Genomic DNA, 22,707 nt, shown 5'->3' with positions numbered 1-22,707 from the left:
AAATATATTAAACAATAAATTATACAATTATTTTTATGTCTCATTCACAAATAAATAAATCTAATGAAAAAAACATAAAATATTTTTGGGTGTCTAAAAATCTAGAACTTAATAGATTAGATAAAATTTTAAATATTTTATTACCTAATTATTCTAGATCAAAATTACAAATATTGATAAAATCCGGCTATATTTTTCTTAATAATAAACAAGTAAAACCATCAGAAATAGTAAAACTTAATGATGTAATTTCAATATTACCACACCAAGATTTTAATGAAGATAATTCTTTTATCCCTGAAAAGATTGATATAAATGTAATATATTCAAATAATAATTTTATTATTATAAATAAACCAGCTGGATTAGTAACACATCCAGGTGCTGGTAATTGGCATGGTACGTTAATGAATGCTTTGTTATTTCATTTTCCAGAATTATGTTCATTACCAAGAGCTGGTATAGTACATAGACTAGATAGAGATACTTCAGGATTAATGGTAATAGCACGTAATGAGCTATCTCAAAATAATTTATCAAAACAATTACAGTTGCGTACTGTAAAAAGAGAATATATTGCAATAGTATCTGGACATCTTTTAAAATCTGGAACAATAAAACTTCCAATAGGAAGAGATAGAGTAAATAGAATAAAAATGACAACTAATCTTAAACATTTAAGATCTTTTAAAGAGGCTATTACACATTACGAGGTTATATCTGTTGGAGAAATGGACAAAAAAAATATTTCTAAAATTATTTGTAAATTAGAAACAGGTCGTACACATCAAATAAGGGTACATATGTCTAGTATTAATCACCCTATATTAGGAGATTCTACTTATGGACCAGCAAATAGTAATAATTTACAAAATATTAAAAGACAAATGTTACACGCATATTATTTAGAATTTTTAGATCCTAGTAATTCAAGCAATAATAAATATAATTTTAAAATAGATTTACCTAAAGATATGTTATTACTTGAAAAATCAATATTATGGAATAATTTTTGAATCAAATTATGGTGGAGTCGGGGGGAATCGAACCCCCGTCCGCTAATTCTTCACAATCACTTCTACATGTTTAGTAAATTAATAATATTTAACTTTACTTTTATTAATTTACAAAATTTAGTAAAGCTAGTCATTTAATTTAAAAAGATATCATATGACTATAACATCTTTCGATTCCTTTATATGTCGTTGCTATGAATATTAATTTGGTATTACTAAATATATTCAAATGATCCAAGGAAAAAATCAATGCAACGGCTAATAGACTAAGCTGCTAGCTTGTAACGCGAATCGTTTGCGTTTATATTGTTCAGATAAATTTTTACGAGATAATCTGATACTCGACATGCCGTAAATTGTTGTTAAATCAACGTCGAATCCAGTCGACCCCATAAATAACATAATCGTTAATTATATATCAAAATAACTAATAATTATAATTCTTTTTTTTTATCATCATCATATAATTTATATTAACATCTTTAGATAAATAAAATTTTTCTAAAAATGGATTATAAGAAATACCAATAATATCTATTAAATCTAAACCATGATGAATAATTATTTTATATAGTTCACTAGGTTTTATAAATGATTCATATTTATGTGTACCTCTAGGGAGAATATTGAATATATACTCTCCTCCCAAAATAGCATATAAAAAAGATTTTAAATTTCTATTTATTGTTGATAATACTATTACTCCATCATCATTTAATAAATTTTTACAGCTATTTATGATAGATATAGGATTATCTACATGTTCTAGCATTTCCATACAAGTAATTATATCAAATTTCTCTGAAGATGTTTTTTCAAATAATTCTATACTAGTTCTATAATATTTTGGTTTAACATCATAATTTCTACAATGGTACTTAGCTATTTCTATAGATTTTTTAGACATATCTATACCTGTTACAAGACCACCTAAAGATGATAAAGTTTCAGATAAAATTCCTCCACCACAACCTACATCTAATATTTTTTTATCTTTATAAATATTAACAAAATCATTAATCCATTTTACTCTTATATCATTTAATAAATGTAAAGTTTTAAATTTACCATCTTTAATCCACCAAGAATCAGCTAAATTATCAAAATGAGAAATTTCTTCATAATTTACATTATCTCCAAAATTTTCATTTAAATAATTTTGATTTTCCATAATATTGTCTTTATCAAATATGTTTTTTTAACGATTATTACCTATAATTTCAATTTTAACTCTACGGTTTTGTGCTCTTCCTTCACTAGATGCATTAGAAGTTTTTGGTTCTTTAGCACCTTTACCATATGCAGAAATTATATCCTCACTTAAGTTACTATTATTTAATAAGTAATTTTTTACAGAATTAGCACGTAATTCTGATAATTTATTATTATATGAATCTTTTCCAGTTGAATCTGTATGACCTATAGAAATAATTTCCTTAATATTTAAATTGGAAGATAATTCTAATAATTGATTTATTAGTTTTTGTGATTCTAACTGTAAATTATAATCATCAAATGCAAAATTTGTTTCTATATTATATTTACAATAAGCACCATCACAAATTTTTGAAGCAGTTTGTTCACTCCAATTAGAATTACGCCAACATAATCCATTACTATTTTTCCAATTTTGTCCAAAATTTCCTTGCCAGTTATTATTAATAATAGTATCAGCATAGATGGATTTTGATATTACAAAAAAAGCAATTAGAAATAATAGTATTTTTATAATATAGCCTTTTACAATACATTTTTTTTTCATATCACATTTTTTGTTCATTTTTATTCTCCCAATTTTATTTTAAATATATTTTTTTCGATATATTAGGGTAATATTCTGATAAATTATTAATCATAATACGAATAATACTAAAGTATTTATTGATTTTTTGTTAAAATATATTAAACAGATTAATTATTTATGTATTTATTTTTAAATGAATATTTAACATAGTTGTTGATTACGTGCAACTAAATTATATATAAAATTATTTTATATATTTACATTTAATTAATTAAGTTCAAATTTTTATTAAATATTATATATTTATTTAAAGCTATATATATTTTACATCTTTTTTATTTATGATTGATTTTAAATTTTATGAATTCATTTGCTAAAGAAACTCTTCCTATAACAATAGAAGAAGAAATGCGCCGTAGTTATTTAGATTACGCAATGAGTGTAATTGTTGGAAGGGCACTTCCTGATGTCAGAGATGGCTTAAAACCAGTTCATAGAAGAGTATTATTCGCTATGAATGAATTAAATAATGATTGGAATAAACCATATAAAAAATCAGCTCGTATAGTAGGAGACGTTATAGGTAAATATCATCCTCATGGCGATCAATCGGTATATGCTGCTATAGTAAGAATGGCTCAAACATTTTCAATGAGAAATACATTGATAAACGGTCAGGGTAATTTTGGATCAATAGATGGTGATAGTGCTGCAGCAATGAGATATACTGAAATTAGACTTTCTAAAATAGCTCATCATATTTTAGCTGATATCGATTTTAATACTGTAGATTTTATTGAAAACTATGACGGAAGTGAATATGAACCAGTTTTATTACCATCAAAAATTCCTAATTTACTTTTAAACGGTAGTTCAGGAATAGCTGTTGGTATGGCAACTAGTATACCTACTCATAATTTAGGTGAAGTTATAGATGGTTGTATTCATTGTTTACATAATCCAGAATGTTCTATTGAAGATTTAATGGAATTTATTCCTGCACCAGATTTTCCTACAGGTGGAATTATATATGGTATATCTGGTATTAAAGAAGGTTATAGAACAGGTCGTGGTCGTGTAATTATGAGGGCAGAAACTCATTTTGAAAAATCTAACAAAGACAATAAATATTCTATTGTTGTAGATAGTTTACCTTATCAAGTAAATAAAAAAACATTACAAGAACGTATTGCTGAATTAGTTAATGAACATAAAATAGAAGGTATTTCTGATATTAGAGATGAATCTGATAAAGATGGTATGCGACTAGTAATTGAACTTAAAAGAGGAGAAATACCAGATATTATTTTGAATAATTTGTATAAATATACTCAATTACAAGATTCTTTAGGAATTAATTTAGTTGCTTTAGTAGATGGACAGCCAAAATTATTAAATTTGAAGGAAATTATAGTTTATTTTTTAAAACATAGAAAAGAGGTAGTTACTAGGCGCACTATGTTTTTATTAAATAAAACTAAAGAAAAAGCGCATATTTTAGAAGGATTAGCAGTAGCAGTAGAAAATATTGATGAATTTATCAGTATTATTAAATATTCATCTAATTCTAATGATGCTAAAAGAGATTTAATGAATAAGTTATGGAAATCTTCTATAGTATCTAAAATGATTGTAGATCATAAAATTATCAATAACTATCAAACAGATATAAATAATGAAATAGGATTAATAAATGATTGCTATTATAAAATTAGTGAAATACAAGTTCAAGAAATATTGAATATGAGGTTACAGCGTTTAACTGGATTAGAAAGAGAAAAAATTTTTCATGAATATAATAGTGTAATATCTGAAATATTAGATTTTGAAGATATTCTTAATGATAATAACAGAATTATAAATATAATTGATAAAGAATTAAATCAAATTAAGAAAGAATTTTATTCTGATATTAATGATTTTAGAAAATCAAAAATTGAATTTAATGCATATGAATTAGAAACTGAAGATTTTATTAAACCAAAAGATATGGTTGTAACTTTATCTCATTATGGATATATAAAAAGTCAATTATTATCAGAATATCGATCTCAAAAAAGAGGCGGACATGGAAAACAAGCTACCTCTACAAAAGAAGATGATTGGATAGATCATATTTTAATAGCAAATACTCATGATTTCTTATTGTGCTTTTCAAATAAAGGAAGAGTTTATTGGTTAAAAGTATGGGAAATTATACCTCAAGGTTCTAGAAATTCAAAAGGTAAGCCTTTAATTAATATTTTAAATTTATCTGAAAATGAAAAAATTACTACTATTTTACCTATAAAAGAATTTAGTACAAATAAATATATATTTATGGCAACTGCACGTGGAATTGTAAAAAAAACACCATTATCAGAATTTTCAAATCCACGTAAAAAAGGAATAATAGCTGTTTCTTTAGATTTAGATGATTACTTGATTGGAGTAGATATTACAGACGGTAATAATGATATTATGCTATTTTCAGATGCTGGTAAAGCAGTTCGTTTTAAAGAATCTGATGTAAGACATGTTGGTAGAAATGCTAGAGGCGTACGTGGCATGTTATTAAATAAGCAACAAAAAATAGTATCATTGATCGTTTCTAATAATGAAAATTGTAGCATATTAACAGTTACAGAAAATGGATTTGGTAAACGCACTTCTATATCAGAGTATACAAGACACGGTCGTGGTACCAAAGGTATGATTGCAATACATAGTAGCCTAAGAAATGGTAAATTGGTTGGAGCAATTGCAGTTAATTATATTGATGAAATAATGTTAATTACTAATAGTGGTATTTTAGTAAGGACTAGAGTTTCTGAAATTAGAGAAATGGGAAGATCTACACAAGGAGTAACACTGATCAATGTTAATAAATCTGATGTTCTTTCTGCTGTAAAACGTGTTGTAGAACATGAAGGTAATATTAATAAAAATGATTAACTTAATATGAATAAAGGTTGGAATTTTTCTGCAGGTCAATCTATGTTACCTAGTGAAGTAATTAATCAAATTTCAAATGATGTTTTTGATTTTAATTCATCTGGTATGTCTATTTTAGAAATTAATCATAGAAGCGATGATTTTGCTAATATTATTTATGAAGCTGAAAAAAATTTGATGCATCTTTTAGATTTACCTGATCATTATGAAATTTTATTTATGCAAGGTGGTGCTTCTGTTGCTAATGCTATGATTCCTATGAATATTAGTTATAATTCAGTAGCAAATTTTATATTGTCTGGTTACTGGTCTAATAAATCAAAAAATGAAGCTTCTAAATATTGTCAAGTACATATAGCAGCTGATTCTTTTTCTAATAATATTAATAACTATTATTTTCCAAAGATAGAAAATTGGAAAGTATCTAATAATCCTTCATATTTACATATATGTAGTAATGAAACAATTACTGGTTTAGAATTTGTAAATTGGAATGATTATTCTCAAAAAAAAATATCCTTTGTAATAGATGCAACATCAAATTTTCTTTCAAGAAAATTTAATATGAATAATGTAGGAATACTATTTGCAGGATGTCAAAAAAATATTGGTATATCAGGCTTAACAGTAATAATTATTAATAAAAATTTATTAAATAGGCACCCTTTAAAAACATGTCCTACAGTATATAATTTTCATAATATGTTTTTAAAAAAATCTATAGTTAATACTCCTCCAATTTTTGCCATTTACGTAGCAGGATTAATTTTTAAGTGGTTATTGAAAAATGGAGGTATTGAAAAATTTGAATCTAATAATATTAAAAAATCTGAGATATTTTACAAATATCTAGATTCTACTAAATTCTATATTAATTATGTGGAACATAAATATCGTTCTAGAATGAATGTAACTTTTAATTTAGTTGATGAAACTAAAAATAAGAAATTTTTTGATAATGCTAGTGATGCATTATTATATAATTTAAAAGGTCATAGAAATTTAGGAGGATTTAGAGCTTCTATATATAATGCTATGCCAATTGACGGTATTCATGCTTTAATAAACTTTATGAAGGATTTTGAGTGTCGATATGGATAATCTTCTAATTTTAGAAAAATTAAAACCATTTAGAAAACAAATAGATGATTTAGATAAAAGTATAGTTAAATTATTAAATCAAAGAGCTAATATTGTAAAAAAAATAGGAAAAATCAAACATGAATTTCATTCTAAAGATCCAATTATACGACCTGATAGAGAAGCAGCAATAATTAGCAAATTACAAGAAGAAAATACAGGAGATTTCCCAAATGAAGCTATATCTTCTGTATGGTGTGAAATTATGTCTGCTTGTAGAAATTTAGAGAAAAATATTACAATTTCTTATTTAGGACCAAATGGTTCTTTTTCAGAGCAAGCTGTCTTTGCATTATTTGGTCATTCTATAGATCAATTACCTTGTGACTCTTTTGATGATGTTTTTAAGTCAGTAGAATTAAAAAAAGCTGATATAGGTGTTGTACCTATTGAAAATTCTACTGAAGGAGCTGTTAATAGAACTTTAGATTTACTTTTAAATACATCATTAAAAATTATTAATGAAAAGACTTTGCCAATTAAACATTGCTTAATGTCAACAGCAACATCTACTCAAAATATAAAAATTATTTATGCACATCCTCAAGCATCATCTCAATGTATTCAATGGTTAAACAAAAATTTTCCTAATATAGAATTAGTAGCAGCTTCTAGTAATTCTGATGCAGCTAGAATGTCTTTGTATAATAAAAATGCAGCTGCTATAGCAGGTGAAATAGCTGCAAAAGTCTATAATTTAAATATATTAAAATCAGGTATACAAGATGATATTAATAATCGTACACGTTTTATATCTGTAGGAAATATTAAAACATCTCCTAGTAAAAGTGATAAAACTAGCTTAATTTTATCTGTTCCAAATAAACCAGGTGCAGTCTATGAAATGTTATTTCCTTTAGTAAATCACAGTGTGTCAATGACTAGATTAGAATCAAGACCAGCTCGTAATGGAAAATGGGATTATTTTTTCTATGTTGATATCGAAGGTCATTGTGATAGTCCAAATATTTCTATAGCTCTTAAGGAGCTAGAAAATAATGTAGAATTTTTTAAATTACTTGGCTCTTATCCAACAAACTGAGATAAAGAATTAAAAATGATAGTATAAAATTTTTATACATAAATTAAAACTATTTATATATGAATAATAATATTTTAAATGATGATGAAAAGTATCATAAAAATGGTTTCTTTGTTCCAATTTTAGGTATCATAGGTGTTGGCTTAATAGGAGGTTCTTTTGCATTATCTTTGCGTAATAAAAATCGAGTAGGAAAGGTAATTGGTGTAGGTAGAAATAATGATTCGTTAATAAATGCAAAAAATTTAGGTATAATTGATGTTATTTCTTCTTTAGAAGAGGTATCTAATATAGCTAATATGATTGTCATATCTACACCTGTTAGTTACTTTAGTTCTTTATTTAAAAAAATTTTGCCTACATTAAATGATAGTGTTATCATCACTGATGTTGGAAGTACTAAAGTAGAAGTAATTAAACAAGCTCGTTTAATTCTTGGTAAAAAAATTTCACAATTTATACCAGCTCATCCAATGGCTGGATCTGATGAAAGTGGCCCTCAAGCAGCTAATGCTGAACTTTTTCAAAATCGTAAAGTTATCATTACTCCTTTAGAAGATAATTTACCAAGCGATATTAATTATATAAAAAATGCTTGGAATATTTGTGGTGCAAATGTATTAAAAATGTTACCTAAAGAACATGACGATGTTATGGCTGCAGTTAGCCATATTCCACATTTACTCTCTTCTATATATATGTCTTGTATTACAAAATCGGAAAATGTAGATTTGCTATTATCTATAGCTGGTAGTGGATTTAAAGATTTTACTAGAATTGCAGGTAGCTCTAGTGAGATGTGGTCTGACATATTTTTATCTAATAAATCTGCAGTATTATCTTATATGAATTCAATTCAATTAACTATCTCAGATTTCATTAAATTAATAGAAAATAATGATATTAATAAATTAAGATTTTTACTAAACCAAAGTTCTGATAAACGACGTAATTGGCATAAGGATTAAATTAATAATCATGAATGATAATATTTTGAATTTACAAACTATAAAATTAGCTAAAGGTGTTATTACTTTACCAGGTTCAAAAAGTATATCAAATAGAATACTTTTATTAGCAGCATTATCAAATAATGAAACAAATATTAATGATATATTATTTTCTGAAGATACAGAAATAATGATGAATGCTTTAAAAACTTTAGGAGTCAAAATAGTATTAAATAATGATAGATCAATTAAAGTCATTGGTAATGACTTTAATTTTCCTGTCAAAGAATCAAACTTATTTTTAGGTAATGCAGGAACAGCTTTCAGACCATTAACTGCAGTTTTATCAATAATGGGTGGTTCATATATATTAAGTGGTATAGATAGAATGCATGAAAGACCAATTAAAGATTTAGTTGATGCATTGTGCCAAATAGGTGCTAATATAAAATATTTAAAAAATGAAGGCTATCCACCTATAAAAATTAAAAATCCTAATTTCACTAATAATCATATCAACATTAAAGGTAATGTTTCTAGTCAATTTTTAACATCTATATTATTATCAGGTCCTATATTTAATTATAAAACACAAAAAAATTTATCTATATATATAGATGGTGATTTAATTTCAAAACCTTATATTGATATTACTTTAAATTTAATGAAGAGATTTGGTGTAGATATACAACATAATAATTTCAAAAGATTTGAAATATTAGCAAATTCTAAATATACAAGTCCTGGAAATATTTATATAGAAGGAGATGCTTCTTCTGCATCTTATTTATTATCTATGGGTGCAATTGGTTTAGGTCCTGTTAGAGTATATGGAGTTGGAAAAAATAGTATACAGGGCGATATAGAATTTACAAAAATATTAAATATTATGGGAGCTTCAATATCTTTTGGCGATAATTGGATAGAAAGCAGAGGCATCAAAGTACATAGTGGAGAAAAATTAAAAGCTTTTAATTATGATTTTAATTTAATTCCAGATGCTGCAATGACTGCAGCTGTTTTAGCAATATTTGCTGATGGTCCTTGTAAATTAAATAATATAGGTAGTTGGCGAGTTAAAGAAACTGATAGAATATATGCAATGCAAAATGAATTACAAAAAATTGGAGCAAAAGTTATATCAGGTAATGATTGGATGATTATATATCCAATTAATGATAATGAATGGAAAGATGCTACAATAGATACATGGAATGATCATAGAATAGCAATGGCTCTTTCGTTAGCAGCATTTGGAAAATCTAAAATTACTATATCTAATCCTAAGTGTGTTAACAAAACATTTCCAAATTATTTTGATGTATACAAAAATTTAATAATAAATTAATAAATAATTTTTATTTTATGTTAAATATTATTACAATTGATGGTCCTACTGCTTCTGGAAAAGGTACAATATCTAAAAAATTAGCAAATAAATTAAATTGGAAAATTTTAGATAGTGGTTCAATATATAGAGCGATTTCATATATGGCTCTGAAAAAGAATTTGTCTATTTTTAATATTCAAGAAATTTTGCTTTTGATTAAAGATAGTAAATTAATTTTTAAAGATAGTAAAATTTTTTTAGAGAACGTAGATATTTCTCAAAAAATCAGGACTGAAGAAATAGGTAGTTTTGCATCTAAAATATCCAAATTTAACAATATTCGTAAAGTACTAATAGATTATCAAAGAAGTTTTTATACAAATACGGGATTAGTCGCAGATGGAAGAGATATGGGTACTGTGGTTTTTCCAGAAGCAAAATTAAAAATTTTTCTTACTGCTAATATTGAAATAAGAATAAAAAGAAGATTTAATCAATTGACCAAAAAAGGTGTTTCTGCTAATCTTAAAAATCTAGCAAAATCTATTAAAGATAGAGATTTAGCAGATATTAATAGGTCATGTTCACCTTTGATAATAGCTAAAGATGCATATGTTATAGATTCATCCTATATTGATTCTGACAAAGTCACGAATTACATATTTAATATTTGGATGAATAGGTTCTGTTGTATTAAGTAATAACATTTAATACAGTCAGTTTTTTAATTTTTTTTATTTATATTTATTAGTGTAATAAAATAACTAATATATTATATAAGATATATTTAGGCATATAGGTTAAATATAAATGTCGTCAACTATAAATAATTTTGATAATAATGAGAGCTTTGCTGATTTATTTGCTCTAAGTTTGAAACAACAAGATATGAAATCTGGTGAAGTTATTACTGCTGAAGTAGTAAGAATTGATCGTCATTTCGTAATTGTAAATGCTAATTTAAAGTCAGAATCTTTAATTCCAATAGAAGAATTTTTGAATGACCAAGGAGAATTAGAAGTTAATCCTGGTGATTTTGTATCTGTTGCCATAGATTCATTAGAAAATGGTTATGGTGATACTATATTATCTCGAGATAGAGCTAAACGTTTATCAGCATGGTTAAAATTAGAACAAGCTTTAGAAAGTGGTGAATTAATTAATGGTACTATTACTGGTAAAGTTAAAGGTGGATTAACAGTAATGACCAATGGAATTAGAGCTTTTTTACCAGGTTCTTTAGTAGATATTAGGCCAGTAAAAGATACAACTCCATATGAAGGTAAAACCATGGAGTTTAGAGTTATTAAACTAGATCGAAAAAGAAATAATGTTGTATTATCAAGACGTCAAGTATTAGAAATTAATATGGGTGAAGAACGTCAAAAAATAATAGATAATTTATATGAGGGCGCTATTGTAAAAGGAGTAGTAAAAAATATTACTGATTATGGTGCTTTTGTAGATTTAGGTGGTGTTGATGGTCTTCTACATATTACAGATATGGCATGGCGTAGAGTTAGACATCCATCTGAAGTGTTACAGGTATGTCAAGAAGTAGAAGCTAAAGTATTAAAATTTGATCAAGATAAAAATAGAGTATCTTTAGGAATTAAACAATTAGGTGATGACCCATGGGTAGGATTATCTCGTAGATATCCACAAGGAACTAGAATTTTTGGTAAAGTGACAAACTTAACAGATTATGGTGCATTTGTTGAAATAGAAGATGGTATTGAAGGTTTAGTACATGTTTCTGAAATGGATTGGACTAACAAAAATGTTGATCCTAAAAAAGTTGTTACTTTAGGTAATGAAGTAGAAATTATGATTTTAGAAATCAATGAAGAGCGTAGAAGAATATCTTTAGGTATGAAGCAATGCAAGCCAAATCCTTGGGAAGAATTTGCGGCAAACTTCAAACGTGGAGATAAGGTTCATGGAGCTATTAAGTCTATAACTGATTTTGGCGTATTTGTTGGATTATCTGGTAATATTGATGGTTTAATACACTTATCTGATTTATCATGGTCAGATTCAGGTGAAGAATCTGTACGTAATTTAAAAAAAGGCGATGAATTAGAAGCTGTAATATTAAGTATTGATACTAATAAAGAACGTATCTCTTTAGGTGTAAAACAATTAGAAGATGATCCTTTTAATGCTTTCATTAATATGCATGAAAAAGGTACTATTGTTTCTGGAAAAATTAAATCAGTAGATCATAAAGGTGCTGTTGTTACTTTATCTGAAAATGTAGATGGTTATTTAAAATCTTCAGAAATTTCTGTTGGTAAAATTGAAGATGCTTCTGTATTATTAAAGGTAGGAGAGAAAATAGAGGCATCTATTATAAATATAGATCGTAAAGCAAGAACAATTCAATTATCTATTAAAGCTATGAATGTTATAAATGAAACAACTGAAATAGTACAACAACGTGTAATTGATTCTAGTGCTTCTTCAGGAACGACTAATCTAGGGGCTTTATTAAAAGCAAAACTTGATCAACAAAGAAACGAAAATTAGTAATTTCAATAAAGATTAAATTTATTTAATTATTAAATTTATAATGTTATTTTTAATATTATTAATAATATTGAAAATAACATTATTTAGTTATAATATTAATTATTTAGTAAATAATTGGTTTTAATTTATTTTCTATACATTTTTTCATTATTAAAAGTGGATAATATGTATTACTTTTCTTTATTTTTTAAATTTATCTTTTTTATTATTATTTTAATTTTTGCCTTGATTAATCTTGATCATGTTAATATCAAGTTATGGCACAATTTAATTATCAAAGATGTTCCTGTAATAGTGGTAATATGTATTTCTTTTTTTTCTGGTATTCTATACCATTGGTTATTTACATTTCCTATTTTACTTAAACTGAAAAACCAAATTTTTAAATTACAAAAAGAACTAAAAAATATATCTAAAAATCAGTAATTTTTTGTATAAAATTTAGCATGGAAGTTTTTTTAATTTTTCATAATTAATGTATAATTAAAATTAACTATAATACATATCAAATAAAATCATCTTCCAATTATAAAACAAATAAAATTTTGCTTAAAATAAATATTTATAACTATTAAATTTTAATCAAACATATTAAATAAATATGATTATTTAAAATTTTACTATGATATTTCCTATAAATGACATTAAAAAACATAAAGTATTAATAGTAGGAGACATTATACTTGATACTTATTGGTTTGTTAAAAATCATAAATTATCATATGAAGCTATGCCTATACATGTTGCAAGTAAAGAAGATCAATTAGGTGGAGCTGGAAATATTGCAAAAAATATAACTTTATTAGGCGCATTTACTACATTAATAGGTATATGTGGTGATGACGAATCTGGAAAATTGATAAATTCTTTGCTAAAAAAATATAATATATGTTCTAAAATTATTTTTGAGAAAAATAATATTACAACATTACAAATGAAAATATTAGATAAAATACACCAATTATTAAGTGTAGATTTTGAAAATATGCCTGACAAAAAATCTATAAATAAATTATATAAAATTTTTATTAAAGAAGTTCAAAATCATGACATAGTAATATTTTCAGATCATAATAAAGGATCACTTATTCAAATTGATAAGATGATATCATTTGCAGAAACATTAAAAATCCCTATTTTAGTTGATCCAATAGATATTTTATCTAAAAAATATACAGAAGCAAATTTTCTAACGTTTGATAAATTAGAAATAAAAAAATAATTGGAGATTTTAATAATTAAAGATATTTCAATAATAACATATCATTATTAAGAAAAAAGTTAGTTACTACTAAGTTAGTAACAATTTTTAAATATTGTATGACATTTTTTGATAAATATAAAATCTCAATTTAATCAAATTATTGAAATGTAATATTTTATTAATACTATAATTACAACAATTACAGCATATAAATATATTTGCTGAGTTAATTTTAATTAAGTATTAAGATAAGAAAACAAATTGGTAATTCATGAATATATTAGAATTATAAATTTTATTAATTATAAGGAGATTATCTACTTTGAAAATTTTAATACCTATAAAAATGGTAGTGGATCATAATATAGCTATTCAACTAAAAAACGATAAATCTAGTCTTGATATTGAAAATTTAAAGATGTCTATCAATCCTTTTGATGAACATGCAATAGAAGAAGCAATACGTCTAAAGGAAAATGGGATTGCTAAAGAAATAATTTCTATTTCTTGTGGATCTTTAAAGGCACAACAAATACTTAAAACATCTATGTCAATGGGTATAGATAGAAGTATTCTTTTTGAATGTGATTCTGATCTTGAACCTCTTGCTATCGCTAAAATATTAAAATATGCAATAGAATTAGAAAAACCTGATTTAGTAATTATGGGTAAACAAGCTATTGATGATGATTCTAGTCAAACTGGTCAAATGTTAGCTGGTTTATTAAATTGGCCACAAGCTACTTTTGTAAATAAAATTGAAAATATCAATAATAATGAAATTATAATAAAAAGAGAAGCTAATCATTCATATGAAATATTGTCTATTAAATTACCGGCTATTATTACTGTAGATTTGAGTATTAATGAACCAAGGTATATTTCATTAACTAATATTATAAAAGCTAAGAAAAAAAGTTTAACAATAATTGATGTTAAAAAATTAAATTTAAATTTAATCAATAGATTAAAAATAAATAATTTTCAAGAACAAATCTTAGAAAGATCAGTGCAATTAATTTCTAATGTAGATGAATTAATAGAAAAAATAAAAAATAATAATAAGGGTTAAGAATGACAGTGTTAATCATTGCTGAATATAATAACAATCAACTAGAATCTTCAACAATTTCTACAATAAATGCTGCAAAATTAATTGAAAATGATATACATTTAATGATATGTGGATCAAATTTAAAAAATTTAATATTAAATATACATAAATTAGATACAGTTTCTAAAATAATTATTATTGAAAATGATAATTATTTTTATATTTCAGCAGAAACTATGACTAAAGAAATATTAAATATTTATAAAAAATATGAGTATATTTTATTTGCATCGACATCTTTTGGAAAAGATATTGCACCAAGATTAGCAGCATTATTAGATGTATCACCAATATCTAATGTGATAGATATAAAATCACCTAATATTTTTTTAAGACAAATATATTCTGGAAAATTTTTAATTGAAGTTGAAATTAATGAACCTATAAAAATTTTAACAATTTGTACTAGTTCTTTTAGTTCTCACATTAACTACGATAATGATAATATATTTTTAGAGTATCTAAATCATAAATTTGAACCATATCCATATAAAAATTTAATAAATAAAAGTATTGTATCTAATGAAAAAAATTTTTCTAACTCTAATATTATAGTGTCTGGAGGTTATGGTATTGGTAGTGCAGAAAATTTCAATAATTTAATTCAAAAATTAGCTAAAAAATTAAATGGTGCAGCTGGGGCTTCTAAGGCAGCTGTTGATGCTGGTTATGCTGATAATAATCTTCAAATAGGACAAACTGGCAAAACTGTATCTCCTGATATATATATAGCAATTGGTATATCAGGAGCTATTCAGCATATTGTTGGGATGAAACAATCTAAAATAATAATTGCTATTAATCAAGATCCAGAAGCTAATATTTTTAAAATAGCAGATTATGGTATGATAGGCGATTTATTTGAGATTATTCCATTAATAATAGAAAAAATATGATATATTATGTACTTGTTATGAATTTTAAAATTCATCCTCTGCTAGTGTAATACAAACATAAATAAATATACATGCTAGTATATAAAATTGATGATAATGGACTCAATATGAATATTATATCTATAATAGAAAAAGAAGAAATAGAAAGATTAACTAAAAACAAAAAATTAGCTATATTTAATCCAGGTGATACTATAGTTGTAAATTTAAATGTAGTAGAAGGGACAAGAAAGCGTATTCAAGCATATGAAGGTGTAGTAATAGCTATACGAAATCGTGGACTAAATACTTCTTTTATAGTTCGCAAACTATCTTCTGGTGAATCAGTAGAACGTACATTTCAGATGTATTCTCCACAAATTGCTAGTATTGAACTAAAGAGACAAGGCGATGTCAGAAGAGCAAAATTATACTATCTCAGATCAAGATTTGGTAAATCTGCTCGTATAAAAGAAAAACTAATTAAAAAATAATTGATTAATAAATAATAGAAATATTAAATTTGATATTTCTATTATTTATTAATCATAATGTTTTTATATAATTCATACCTATATTCATAAATTATATTATTTTTGATTGCTTCCTTAATGCCACATTCTTTTTCATATATATGTTTACAATTATAATATTTACAGTTTTGAAAAAATGGTTCAAATTCATAAAATGCCTTCAAAATTTCTTTTTCTGTAACATGATTTAACCCAAATGTTTGAAATCCTGGAGCATCTATTACAGTAGCATTTATTTCAGAGATTTTATAAGATTTAATAAAACTTGTTGTATGTTTTCCTGTATTTAATTTTTGAGAAAATTCCCTAGTTTTAATATCAATATCATTATAAATAGTTTTTATTATAGTTGATTTACCCATACCACTTTGTCCTAAGAAAAGATTTTTTTTGTTTTTTAATATTTTATATAGTAGTAATTTTGTATTTATAGTATCATGAGCACATATTTTGACAATATTTATCTTTAAATTAGAAAACATTTCTAATATTTTATTTAAATGTTTTGACTCTTTTAAATCTATTTTATTTAAAATAATAGTAGATTCAATAGATGATCTACTAGCTTCTATTAAAATTCTTTGTAATAAATTTACAGAAAAACTAGGTTTGACTGCAATAATAATCAAAATTTGATCTATATTAGCAGCGATAAACTTAGATTTACTAAATAAAGATCTATATACTATATTCCTTCTATCAATAATTTTTTCTATAATATTGAAGTTGTTCAATACAACAATATCACCTACTACAATACAATGTTTTATATTATTGGGAATAATATATGTTTCTAATTTATTATCTATATCTATCACAAAAGATGATTTATTTAATGATACAATTGTTCCTATTTTTTTTGTGTACATTTTTATTTCCTAATATTTATCAAAATATTTTAATTCTAGTTTTCATATTTTTGTGTAAAATATGATTTTTCACTATCATATTTTTGATATATAAATATTTATGCATAAATTTTTAAATAAAAATAATTTTAAATCTTCTAATTGGGTTTGGATAGATATGGAAATGACTGGTTTAAATCCAGAAATTGATTATATACTAGAAATAGCTATTGTAATTACTGATTACAATTTAAATATAATTGCCGAATCTCCAAGCATAGTAATATATCAACCGGATAGTATTCTAGATACTATGAATGATTGGAATTATAATACTCATACAAAAACTGGGTTATTAAAACATGTAAAAAAATCTAATACGAACGAGCAAACAGCTGAAATTTATTTACTAAACTTTATTTCTAATTTTGTTGCTATGAAAGAATCACCTTTATGTGGAAATACAGTAAGTCAAGATAGAAAATTTTTGACTAAATATATGCCAATTCTTGAATCTTTTTTTCATTATAGAAATATTGATGTCAGCTCTATCAAAGAAATAGCAAAAGCATGGTATCCAAATGATTTGATTAATTTTCAAAAAAAAAATAATCATAGCGCATTATCTGATATATATGAATCTATAGAAGAATTAAAATTTTACAAAAAAAGGATTTTTAAATTTCTTTAATATAAATAGTTTCTTCAAGTTTTTTTTATAACCGCAATCCAATAATAAAAATAAAGTATTATAGAAGATATTGTTAAGCTCAAAAGTGACATTATCCACATACAACCAGCACCTAATGGAGCGTTTGGTAATATAATATTTTTTATATGTATAAAATTTTCTAAACCTGGACCAAAACTAAACCACCATCCACCTAGTACTCCTATAAAACCTAAACATATGCTTTGAATGATGAATGGTACTATTATTATTTTATAAGATCTTAATAAATAAGAAGCTAAGCAATGTAATGAATCTATAATATGAAATACTGGCAATATTGGTATTAAAGAAATAGCTATTTTGATTATTTGAGAGTCATTAGTATAAATATTAACTATAAAATTTTTAAAACATATTAATAGTATAGCTGTAAATATAGATCCTATTAAAGTAAGTAATAGACCTGAATATCCATTTATTAATGCATATTTATATTTTTTTGCTCCTATTGATTGTCCAGTAACAGCTGAAGTTGCTGCAGCAATAGCCATAGGCATCATATAGCAAATAGAAGATAAATTAATCATAATTTGATGACCACTAGTAATAATATCACCCTCTCTTGCAATTAGTAATGCCATAAAAGTGAACACTAGTATTTCTGTAAGATATGCTGCTCCTATAGGAATACCAATTTTTAATAATTCTATAATGATCTTATAATTAGGTAGGGCAATATGTAAATTAAACTTATTATAGTAATCATCATTTTTTATTATTACTATTCCCATGATTAAACTCATCCATGATACTATAACTGTAGATAAACCAGCGCCTATAGCTCCCATAGATTTAAATCCTAATAAACCATAAATAAAAATAATATTTAAAATAAATTTTATTAAGATAGAAAATAAGCTAATTATCATTACTAATTTAGGCTTAGATATAGAAGTGCTTAATATATAAACCGCTCTAAAAATAATTAATGGTGGTAAAGCAAAAACTAAAACTTTTAAATAATCACAAATTTTATATTTTAACGTCTCATTAATTTCACCTGAAATAGATAACCATAAATCTATTCTTGTCATTACTAAAGATCCCAATGCTGAAATCAATATAGCTAGCCATATTCCTTGCCCCCAATATTTGCCAATATCAGAATATTTTTTTGCTCCAAAACTTTGAGATAAAATTGGTATTAATGAATTCATTATACCAATCAAAGTTACAAATACAGTAGCATTAATAGATACAGCTAATGACATAGATGCTAAATCTGCAGGACTAATATGACCTGTCATAGTAGTATCTATAAACCCAAATAAAATTCCAGCCCATTGTGAAATTAAAATAGGCCATGCTTGTTCCAATATATTTTTTATAGATTTAAAAAATATATTTGTTTTTTCTGTAAAAAAAATTTTCATATTATTATATATACTTAATCAATATTGCATATTAAAAATCTTAACAATTAATTTTCAAATAAATAATAATACAAAAATTAACTACTTTGTATTAATAAATATTAATTTAATACAAAGTAAATTTAAAATATTATTTTTATTAACATGAGTATAATCAAGTTTTAATAATTTATATTAAATATATTAATTTTTTTGTTTTCCTGTAGAATTAGCAAAACGAGCTCGAAATTTTTCTACGCGACCTGTTTCTACTATTTTAGTTTGTGCACCAGTATAAAATGGATGTGATTCTGATGTAACATCACATTTGAATAAAGGTAAACTAGAACCATTTATTTCTATTTTTTCTTTTGTTTGAACTGTTGATCTAGTAATAAATTGTTTACCAGTTTGTGTGTCTAAAAATACTACTTCTCTATAATCTGGGTGAATATTTTTTTTCATAATTTTACCTGTTAATGTAAATAATTAATTTTGCTATTATACAAATAGATATTTTATAAATATATAAAATTTTATCATGTTGTAATTATATTTGTTATATAAGTTTTTTAATGTATATAATTATATATTTAAATTATAATTCTTATAAGGTAGATTTTTTTAGTGAAAATTCAATCTGAAACTGAAATTATATTAGCTAATCCTAGAGGTTTTTGTGCTGGAGTAGAAAGAGCCATAAATATAGTAGAAAAAGTTTTAACATTATATAATCCTCCTATATATGTAAAACATGATATAGTACATAATAAGCATGTAGTTTCTTATTTTAAATCAAAAGGTGTGATTTTTATTGAAGATTTGTCTCTAGTGCCAAATGAAGCAATAATTATTTTTTCTGCTCATGGTGTTTCTAAAAAAATAAAAAAAGAAGCTAAATTTCGCAATTTAAAAATATTTGATGCAACATGTCCTTTAGTTACTAAAGTGCACCTTGAAGTAGAAAATATGAGAAAAAAAAATAAAAAAATTATTATGATAGGACATAAAGGACATCCAGAAGTTGAAGGAACATTAGGTCAGTGTAAAGATGGAATTTTTTTAGTAGAATCTTTTGAAGATATAAAAAAATTAAATTTTAACGAATATGAAAATTTAGCTTTAATAACCCAAACTACCTTATCAATAGATGATACTAATGAACTATCTAATAAAATCAAATTTAGGTATCCAAATATAGAAGAACCTAAAAAAAGTGATATTTGCTATGCTACACAAAATAGACAAGATGCCATTAAAATTTTAACTAAATTTTGTGATTTAATTATTATTTTAGGAAGTAAAAATAGTTCTAACTCTAATAGATTATATGAAATAGCAATAAAATCAAAAATAGAAAGTTATCTTATAGATGATTTTAGTGATTTTAAAGAAGTATGGCTAATTGATAAAAAGAAAATAGGAATAAGTGCTGGTGCTTCTGCTCCGGAAAATTTAATAAATGATTTATTAGATTTTTTATGTAAAAAAGGTATTAAAAAAATTAGTACTATAAATAAACAAGATGAAAATATGTCATTCAAATTACCTATTGAACTAATTAATATTGGCGCCGACTAGAGGAGTTGAACCTCTGATCTTCGCATTACGAATGCGCTGCTCTACCAACTAAGCTAAGCCGGCATATGAGAAATATTTATAGAGACAATAGATAAAAGAAGATATAACAGATATTTAGTATAGATGAAAATTCATGGTTGCGGGGGCAGGATTTGAACCTGCGACCTTCGGGTTATGAGCCCGACGAGCTGCCAGACTGCTCCACCCCGCGTCGATATTTGTATAATACAATAATTTTTATTAAATGTCTATTAAAATTATTTTAATTTATGATCAAATGATTTTATATGAGATAATATGTTATAGATTATATCTATAATATTTTTATATATTATTTATTTAATATATAATATATTTTCAAATCTTTAAATTATTCATCGAAATTAATATTATTATTTTTATAAAAATTCGTAACATGAGTTGTTATAAAATAATTCATAAAAATTAAAACTAAAAATCCTTGTTTTTAATAGGATATTAAATAATATAAATAATGGTTGATAACATCAAAAATATTAAATTAAATTCTAATAAAGTAACAGAATCAAATAAAAATATAGTGAAAAAAACTATTCAAATACATAATTTAAGAACTCCATTTAGACTTCATCGTCGTAATATTCCTAAAGTTATAGAATATAAATCTGATTCTGAAGAATTTAGTATGAATCCATATGATTTATATAGACCATTAAATTTCAAAAAAAATATAAAAAATGATTGCTCAAATACATTGCCTCATTTAACATCATTATTTCATATGAAACATAAATTAGAAAAACATTTAGATACAGAAAAAAATACTTGTCAAAAATTACATAAAGTTTTAGCTAGTTCTGGGATTGGGTCTAGAAGAGAAATGGAAGATCTTATAATATCTGGTAGAGTTTCTGTAAATGGTGAACCAGCACATATAGGACAACGCATTAAATTAAATGATAAAGTTAGAGTCAATGGTAAGTTAATAAACAATAATTTTTATAATAAAATTCCTAAAATGATTATTTATCATAAACCAGCAGGGGAAATTGTGACTCATGATGATCCTAATGGTAGAATAAATGTATTTTCACATTTACCAAAATTAACAACAGGTAAATGGTTGTCTATAGGAAGATTAGATATTAATACAGAAGGATTATTAATATTTACTGATTCTGGAGAATTATCTAATCGTTTTATGCACCCAAAATACGGTATTGAAAGAGAATATGCTATTAGGATTTTAGGCGAAATAGATCATTTAAAAGAAAAGTTATTATTGAATGGCATTAATTTAGAAGATGGTTTAGCAAAGCTAGAATCTATTAATTATTTAGGTGGAGAAGGTACTAATCGCTGGTTTCAAATTGTCATTAAAGAAGGTCGTAATCGAGAAATAAGAAGGATTTTTGAGAAAATTGGATTAGTTGTTAGTAGATTAATTAGAACTAGGTTTGGTGATATTATTTTACCTAGATCTTTAAAAAGAGGAAAATGGATTTCATTAGATGAAGATACTATTATTGCTTTAATGTCTAAATTAAATCTGAATATTAATTCAATAAATCATATAAATAACAAAAATAAACATTTAGCAGAACTTAAAATTAGAAATAATATAGTATGCCCTTCTGATCCTTATGGCACTGGTATTATACAAAACAATGCATATGCTAATGGATATCCAATATTAAAAGATTCTAAAAATTACAAATTTTCAAAAAAAAGCCATAATAAAAATAAAATTCCTGATAATAAGAAAATAAAAATGAAAAAATTTTTGTAAAAACAAAAACA

General features: G+C 24.5%; 21 protein-coding genes, 2 tRNA genes and 1 other RNA gene. 16 read left to right on the top strand and 8 right to left on the bottom strand.

Going from position 1 to position 22,707, the window contains the following annotated elements:
* Nucleotides 1–35: 35 nt before the first annotated feature.
* Complete coding sequence (locus CKSOR_RS02105; protein WP_108673940.1) at nt 36–1,016, top strand: RluA family pseudouridine synthase; 981 nt, start codon at nt 36–38, stop codon at nt 1,014–1,016.
* 9 nt (nt 1,017–1,025) lie between these two features.
* Here the strand turns inward: CKSOR_RS02105 and ssrA are convergent.
* The 3 genes from ssrA to CKSOR_RS02090 form a co-directional block, all read right to left on the bottom strand.
* Nucleotides 1,026–1,407: a transfer-messenger RNA gene (gene ssrA / locus CKSOR_RS02100) on the bottom strand.
* A 36-nt stretch (nt 1,408–1,443) separates the two neighbouring features.
* On the bottom strand, nt 1,444–2,187 hold the full coding sequence (ubiG, locus tag CKSOR_RS02095; protein WP_108673939.1) for a bifunctional 2-polyprenyl-6-hydroxyphenol methylase/3-demethylubiquinol 3-O-methyltransferase UbiG: 744 nt from the start codon (nt 2,185–2,187) through the stop codon (nt 1,444–1,446).
* A gap of 27 nt (nt 2,188–2,214) precedes the next feature.
* The gene (locus CKSOR_RS02090; protein WP_108673938.1) at nt 2,215–2,796 is read right to left on the bottom strand and encodes an OmpA family protein; all 582 of its coding nucleotides are present in this window, start codon (nt 2,794–2,796) and stop codon (nt 2,215–2,217) included.
* A gap of 324 nt (nt 2,797–3,120) precedes the next feature.
* On the opposite strand from CKSOR_RS02090, the gene gyrA reads away from it, so the two are divergent.
* The 12 genes from gyrA to rplS all read left to right on the top strand — a co-directional run bounded on the left by gyrA (nt 3,121) and on the right by rplS (nt 16,375).
* Entirely contained in the window at nt 3,121–5,694 is a 2,574-nt protein-coding gene (gene gyrA / locus CKSOR_RS02085; protein WP_108673937.1) for a DNA gyrase subunit A, read from the top strand.
* Nucleotides 5,695–5,700: 6 nt separating this feature from the next.
* Nucleotides 5,701–6,795 carry a 3-phosphoserine/phosphohydroxythreonine transaminase gene (gene serC, locus CKSOR_RS02080; RefSeq protein WP_108673936.1) on the top strand — a complete coding sequence of 365 codons (1,095 nt, stop codon included), beginning with the start codon at nt 5,701–5,703 and terminating at the stop codon, nt 6,793–6,795.
* Nucleotides 6,788–7,876 (top strand): prephenate dehydratase, encoded by a 1,089-nt coding sequence (gene pheA / locus CKSOR_RS02075; protein WP_108673935.1) that lies wholly within the window; start codon nt 6,788–6,790, stop codon nt 7,874–7,876. The genes serC and pheA overlap by 8 nt, the downstream gene beginning before the upstream one ends.
* A 59-nt stretch (nt 7,877–7,935) precedes the next feature.
* Nucleotides 7,936–8,844 carry a prephenate dehydrogenase gene (locus CKSOR_RS02070; RefSeq protein ID WP_108673934.1) on the top strand — a complete coding sequence of 303 codons (909 nt, stop codon included), beginning with the start codon at nt 7,936–7,938 and terminating at the stop codon, nt 8,842–8,844.
* 10 nt (nt 8,845–8,854) lie between these two features.
* Nucleotides 8,855–10,174, top strand: a complete 1,320-nt coding sequence (aroA, locus tag CKSOR_RS02065; protein ID WP_108673933.1) for a 3-phosphoshikimate 1-carboxyvinyltransferase — start codon at nt 8,855–8,857, stop codon at nt 10,172–10,174.
* 17 nt (nt 10,175–10,191) lie between these two features.
* A complete protein-coding gene (gene cmk, locus CKSOR_RS02060; protein ID WP_108673932.1) occupies nt 10,192–10,857 on the top strand; it encodes a (d)CMP kinase in 666 nt (221 codons plus the stop codon).
* Nucleotides 10,858–10,966: 109 nt separating this feature from the next.
* Nucleotides 10,967–12,685: a 30S ribosomal protein S1 gene (gene rpsA, locus CKSOR_RS02055; protein ID WP_108673931.1), complete on the top strand. Its 1,719-nt coding sequence runs from the start codon at nt 10,967–10,969 to the stop codon at nt 12,683–12,685.
* A gap of 228 nt (nt 12,686–12,913) precedes the next feature.
* On the top strand, nt 12,914–13,114 hold the full coding sequence (locus tag CKSOR_RS02050) for a LapA family protein (RefSeq protein WP_161539538.1): 201 nt from the start codon (nt 12,914–12,916) through the stop codon (nt 13,112–13,114).
* Nucleotides 13,115–13,310: 196 nt separating this feature from the next.
* On the top strand, nt 13,311–13,910 hold the full coding sequence (locus CKSOR_RS02045) for a bifunctional heptose 7-phosphate kinase/heptose 1-phosphate adenyltransferase (protein ID WP_108673929.1): 600 nt from the start codon (nt 13,311–13,313) through the stop codon (nt 13,908–13,910).
* Between the two features lie 304 nt (nt 13,911–14,214).
* Nucleotides 14,215–14,964: an electron transfer flavoprotein subunit beta/FixA family protein gene (locus CKSOR_RS02040; RefSeq protein WP_108673928.1), complete on the top strand. Its 750-nt coding sequence runs from the start codon at nt 14,215–14,217 to the stop codon at nt 14,962–14,964.
* Between the two features lie 2 nt (nt 14,965–14,966).
* The gene (locus CKSOR_RS03640; protein WP_108673927.1) at nt 14,967–15,902 is read left to right on the top strand and encodes an electron transfer flavoprotein subunit alpha/FixB family protein; all 936 of its coding nucleotides are present in this window, start codon (nt 14,967–14,969) and stop codon (nt 15,900–15,902) included.
* Between the two features lie 107 nt (nt 15,903–16,009).
* Nucleotides 16,010–16,375, top strand: a complete 366-nt coding sequence (gene rplS / locus CKSOR_RS02030) for a 50S ribosomal protein L19 (protein WP_108673926.1) — start codon at nt 16,010–16,012, stop codon at nt 16,373–16,375.
* Between the two features lie 41 nt (nt 16,376–16,416).
* Here the strand turns inward: rplS and rsgA are convergent, their stop codons facing one another.
* Nucleotides 16,417–17,283, bottom strand: a complete 867-nt coding sequence (rsgA, locus tag CKSOR_RS02025; RefSeq protein WP_108673925.1) for a ribosome small subunit-dependent GTPase A — start codon at nt 17,281–17,283, stop codon at nt 16,417–16,419.
* A 100-nt stretch (nt 17,284–17,383) separates the two neighbouring features.
* Between rsgA and orn the strand changes: the two genes are divergently transcribed.
* Entirely contained in the window at nt 17,384–17,953 is a 570-nt protein-coding gene (gene orn, locus CKSOR_RS02020; protein WP_108673924.1) for an oligoribonuclease, read from the top strand.
* Nucleotides 17,954–17,967: 14 nt separating this feature from the next.
* Here the strand turns inward: orn and CKSOR_RS02015 are convergent, their stop codons facing one another.
* Both CKSOR_RS02015 and CKSOR_RS02010 read right to left on the bottom strand, forming a co-directional pair.
* Entirely contained in the window at nt 17,968–19,368 is a 1,401-nt protein-coding gene (locus CKSOR_RS02015) for an MATE family efflux transporter (protein ID WP_108673923.1), read from the bottom strand.
* A 183-nt stretch (nt 19,369–19,551) separates the two neighbouring features.
* Complete coding sequence (locus tag CKSOR_RS02010; protein ID WP_108673922.1) at nt 19,552–19,812, bottom strand: type B 50S ribosomal protein L31; 261 nt, start codon at nt 19,810–19,812, stop codon at nt 19,552–19,554.
* 162 nt (nt 19,813–19,974) lie between these two features.
* On the opposite strand from CKSOR_RS02010, the gene ispH reads away from it, so the two are divergent.
* The gene (gene ispH, locus CKSOR_RS02005) at nt 19,975–20,928 is read left to right on the top strand and encodes a 4-hydroxy-3-methylbut-2-enyl diphosphate reductase (RefSeq protein WP_234411218.1); all 954 of its coding nucleotides are present in this window, start codon (nt 19,975–19,977) and stop codon (nt 20,926–20,928) included.
* On the opposite strand, the gene CKSOR_RS02000 is transcribed toward ispH, so the two are convergent.
* A tRNA-Thr gene (locus tag CKSOR_RS02000) sits at nt 20,916–20,991 on the bottom strand. The two genes, ispH and CKSOR_RS02000, sit on opposite strands and share 13 nt — an antisense overlap.
* A gap of 71 nt (nt 20,992–21,062) precedes the next feature.
* Nucleotides 21,063–21,139, bottom strand: a tRNA-Met gene (locus CKSOR_RS01995).
* A gap of 282 nt (nt 21,140–21,421) precedes the next feature.
* On the opposite strand from CKSOR_RS01995, the gene CKSOR_RS01990 reads away from it, so the two are divergent.
* Nucleotides 21,422–22,696: a pseudouridine synthase gene (locus CKSOR_RS01990; RefSeq protein WP_199919607.1), complete on the top strand. Its 1,275-nt coding sequence runs from the start codon at nt 21,422–21,424 to the stop codon at nt 22,694–22,696.
* The last annotated feature ends 11 nt before the right edge of the window (nt 22,697–22,707 follow it).

This window comes from Candidatus Kinetoplastibacterium sorsogonicusi (assembly GCF_003072465.1).
Classification (GTDB): Bacteria; Pseudomonadota; Gammaproteobacteria; order Burkholderiales; family Burkholderiaceae_B; genus Kinetoplastidibacterium; species Kinetoplastidibacterium kentomonadis.
Note: the sequence above shows the minus strand (reverse complement) of the source record. Positions and strands in the feature narration are given on the sequence as shown.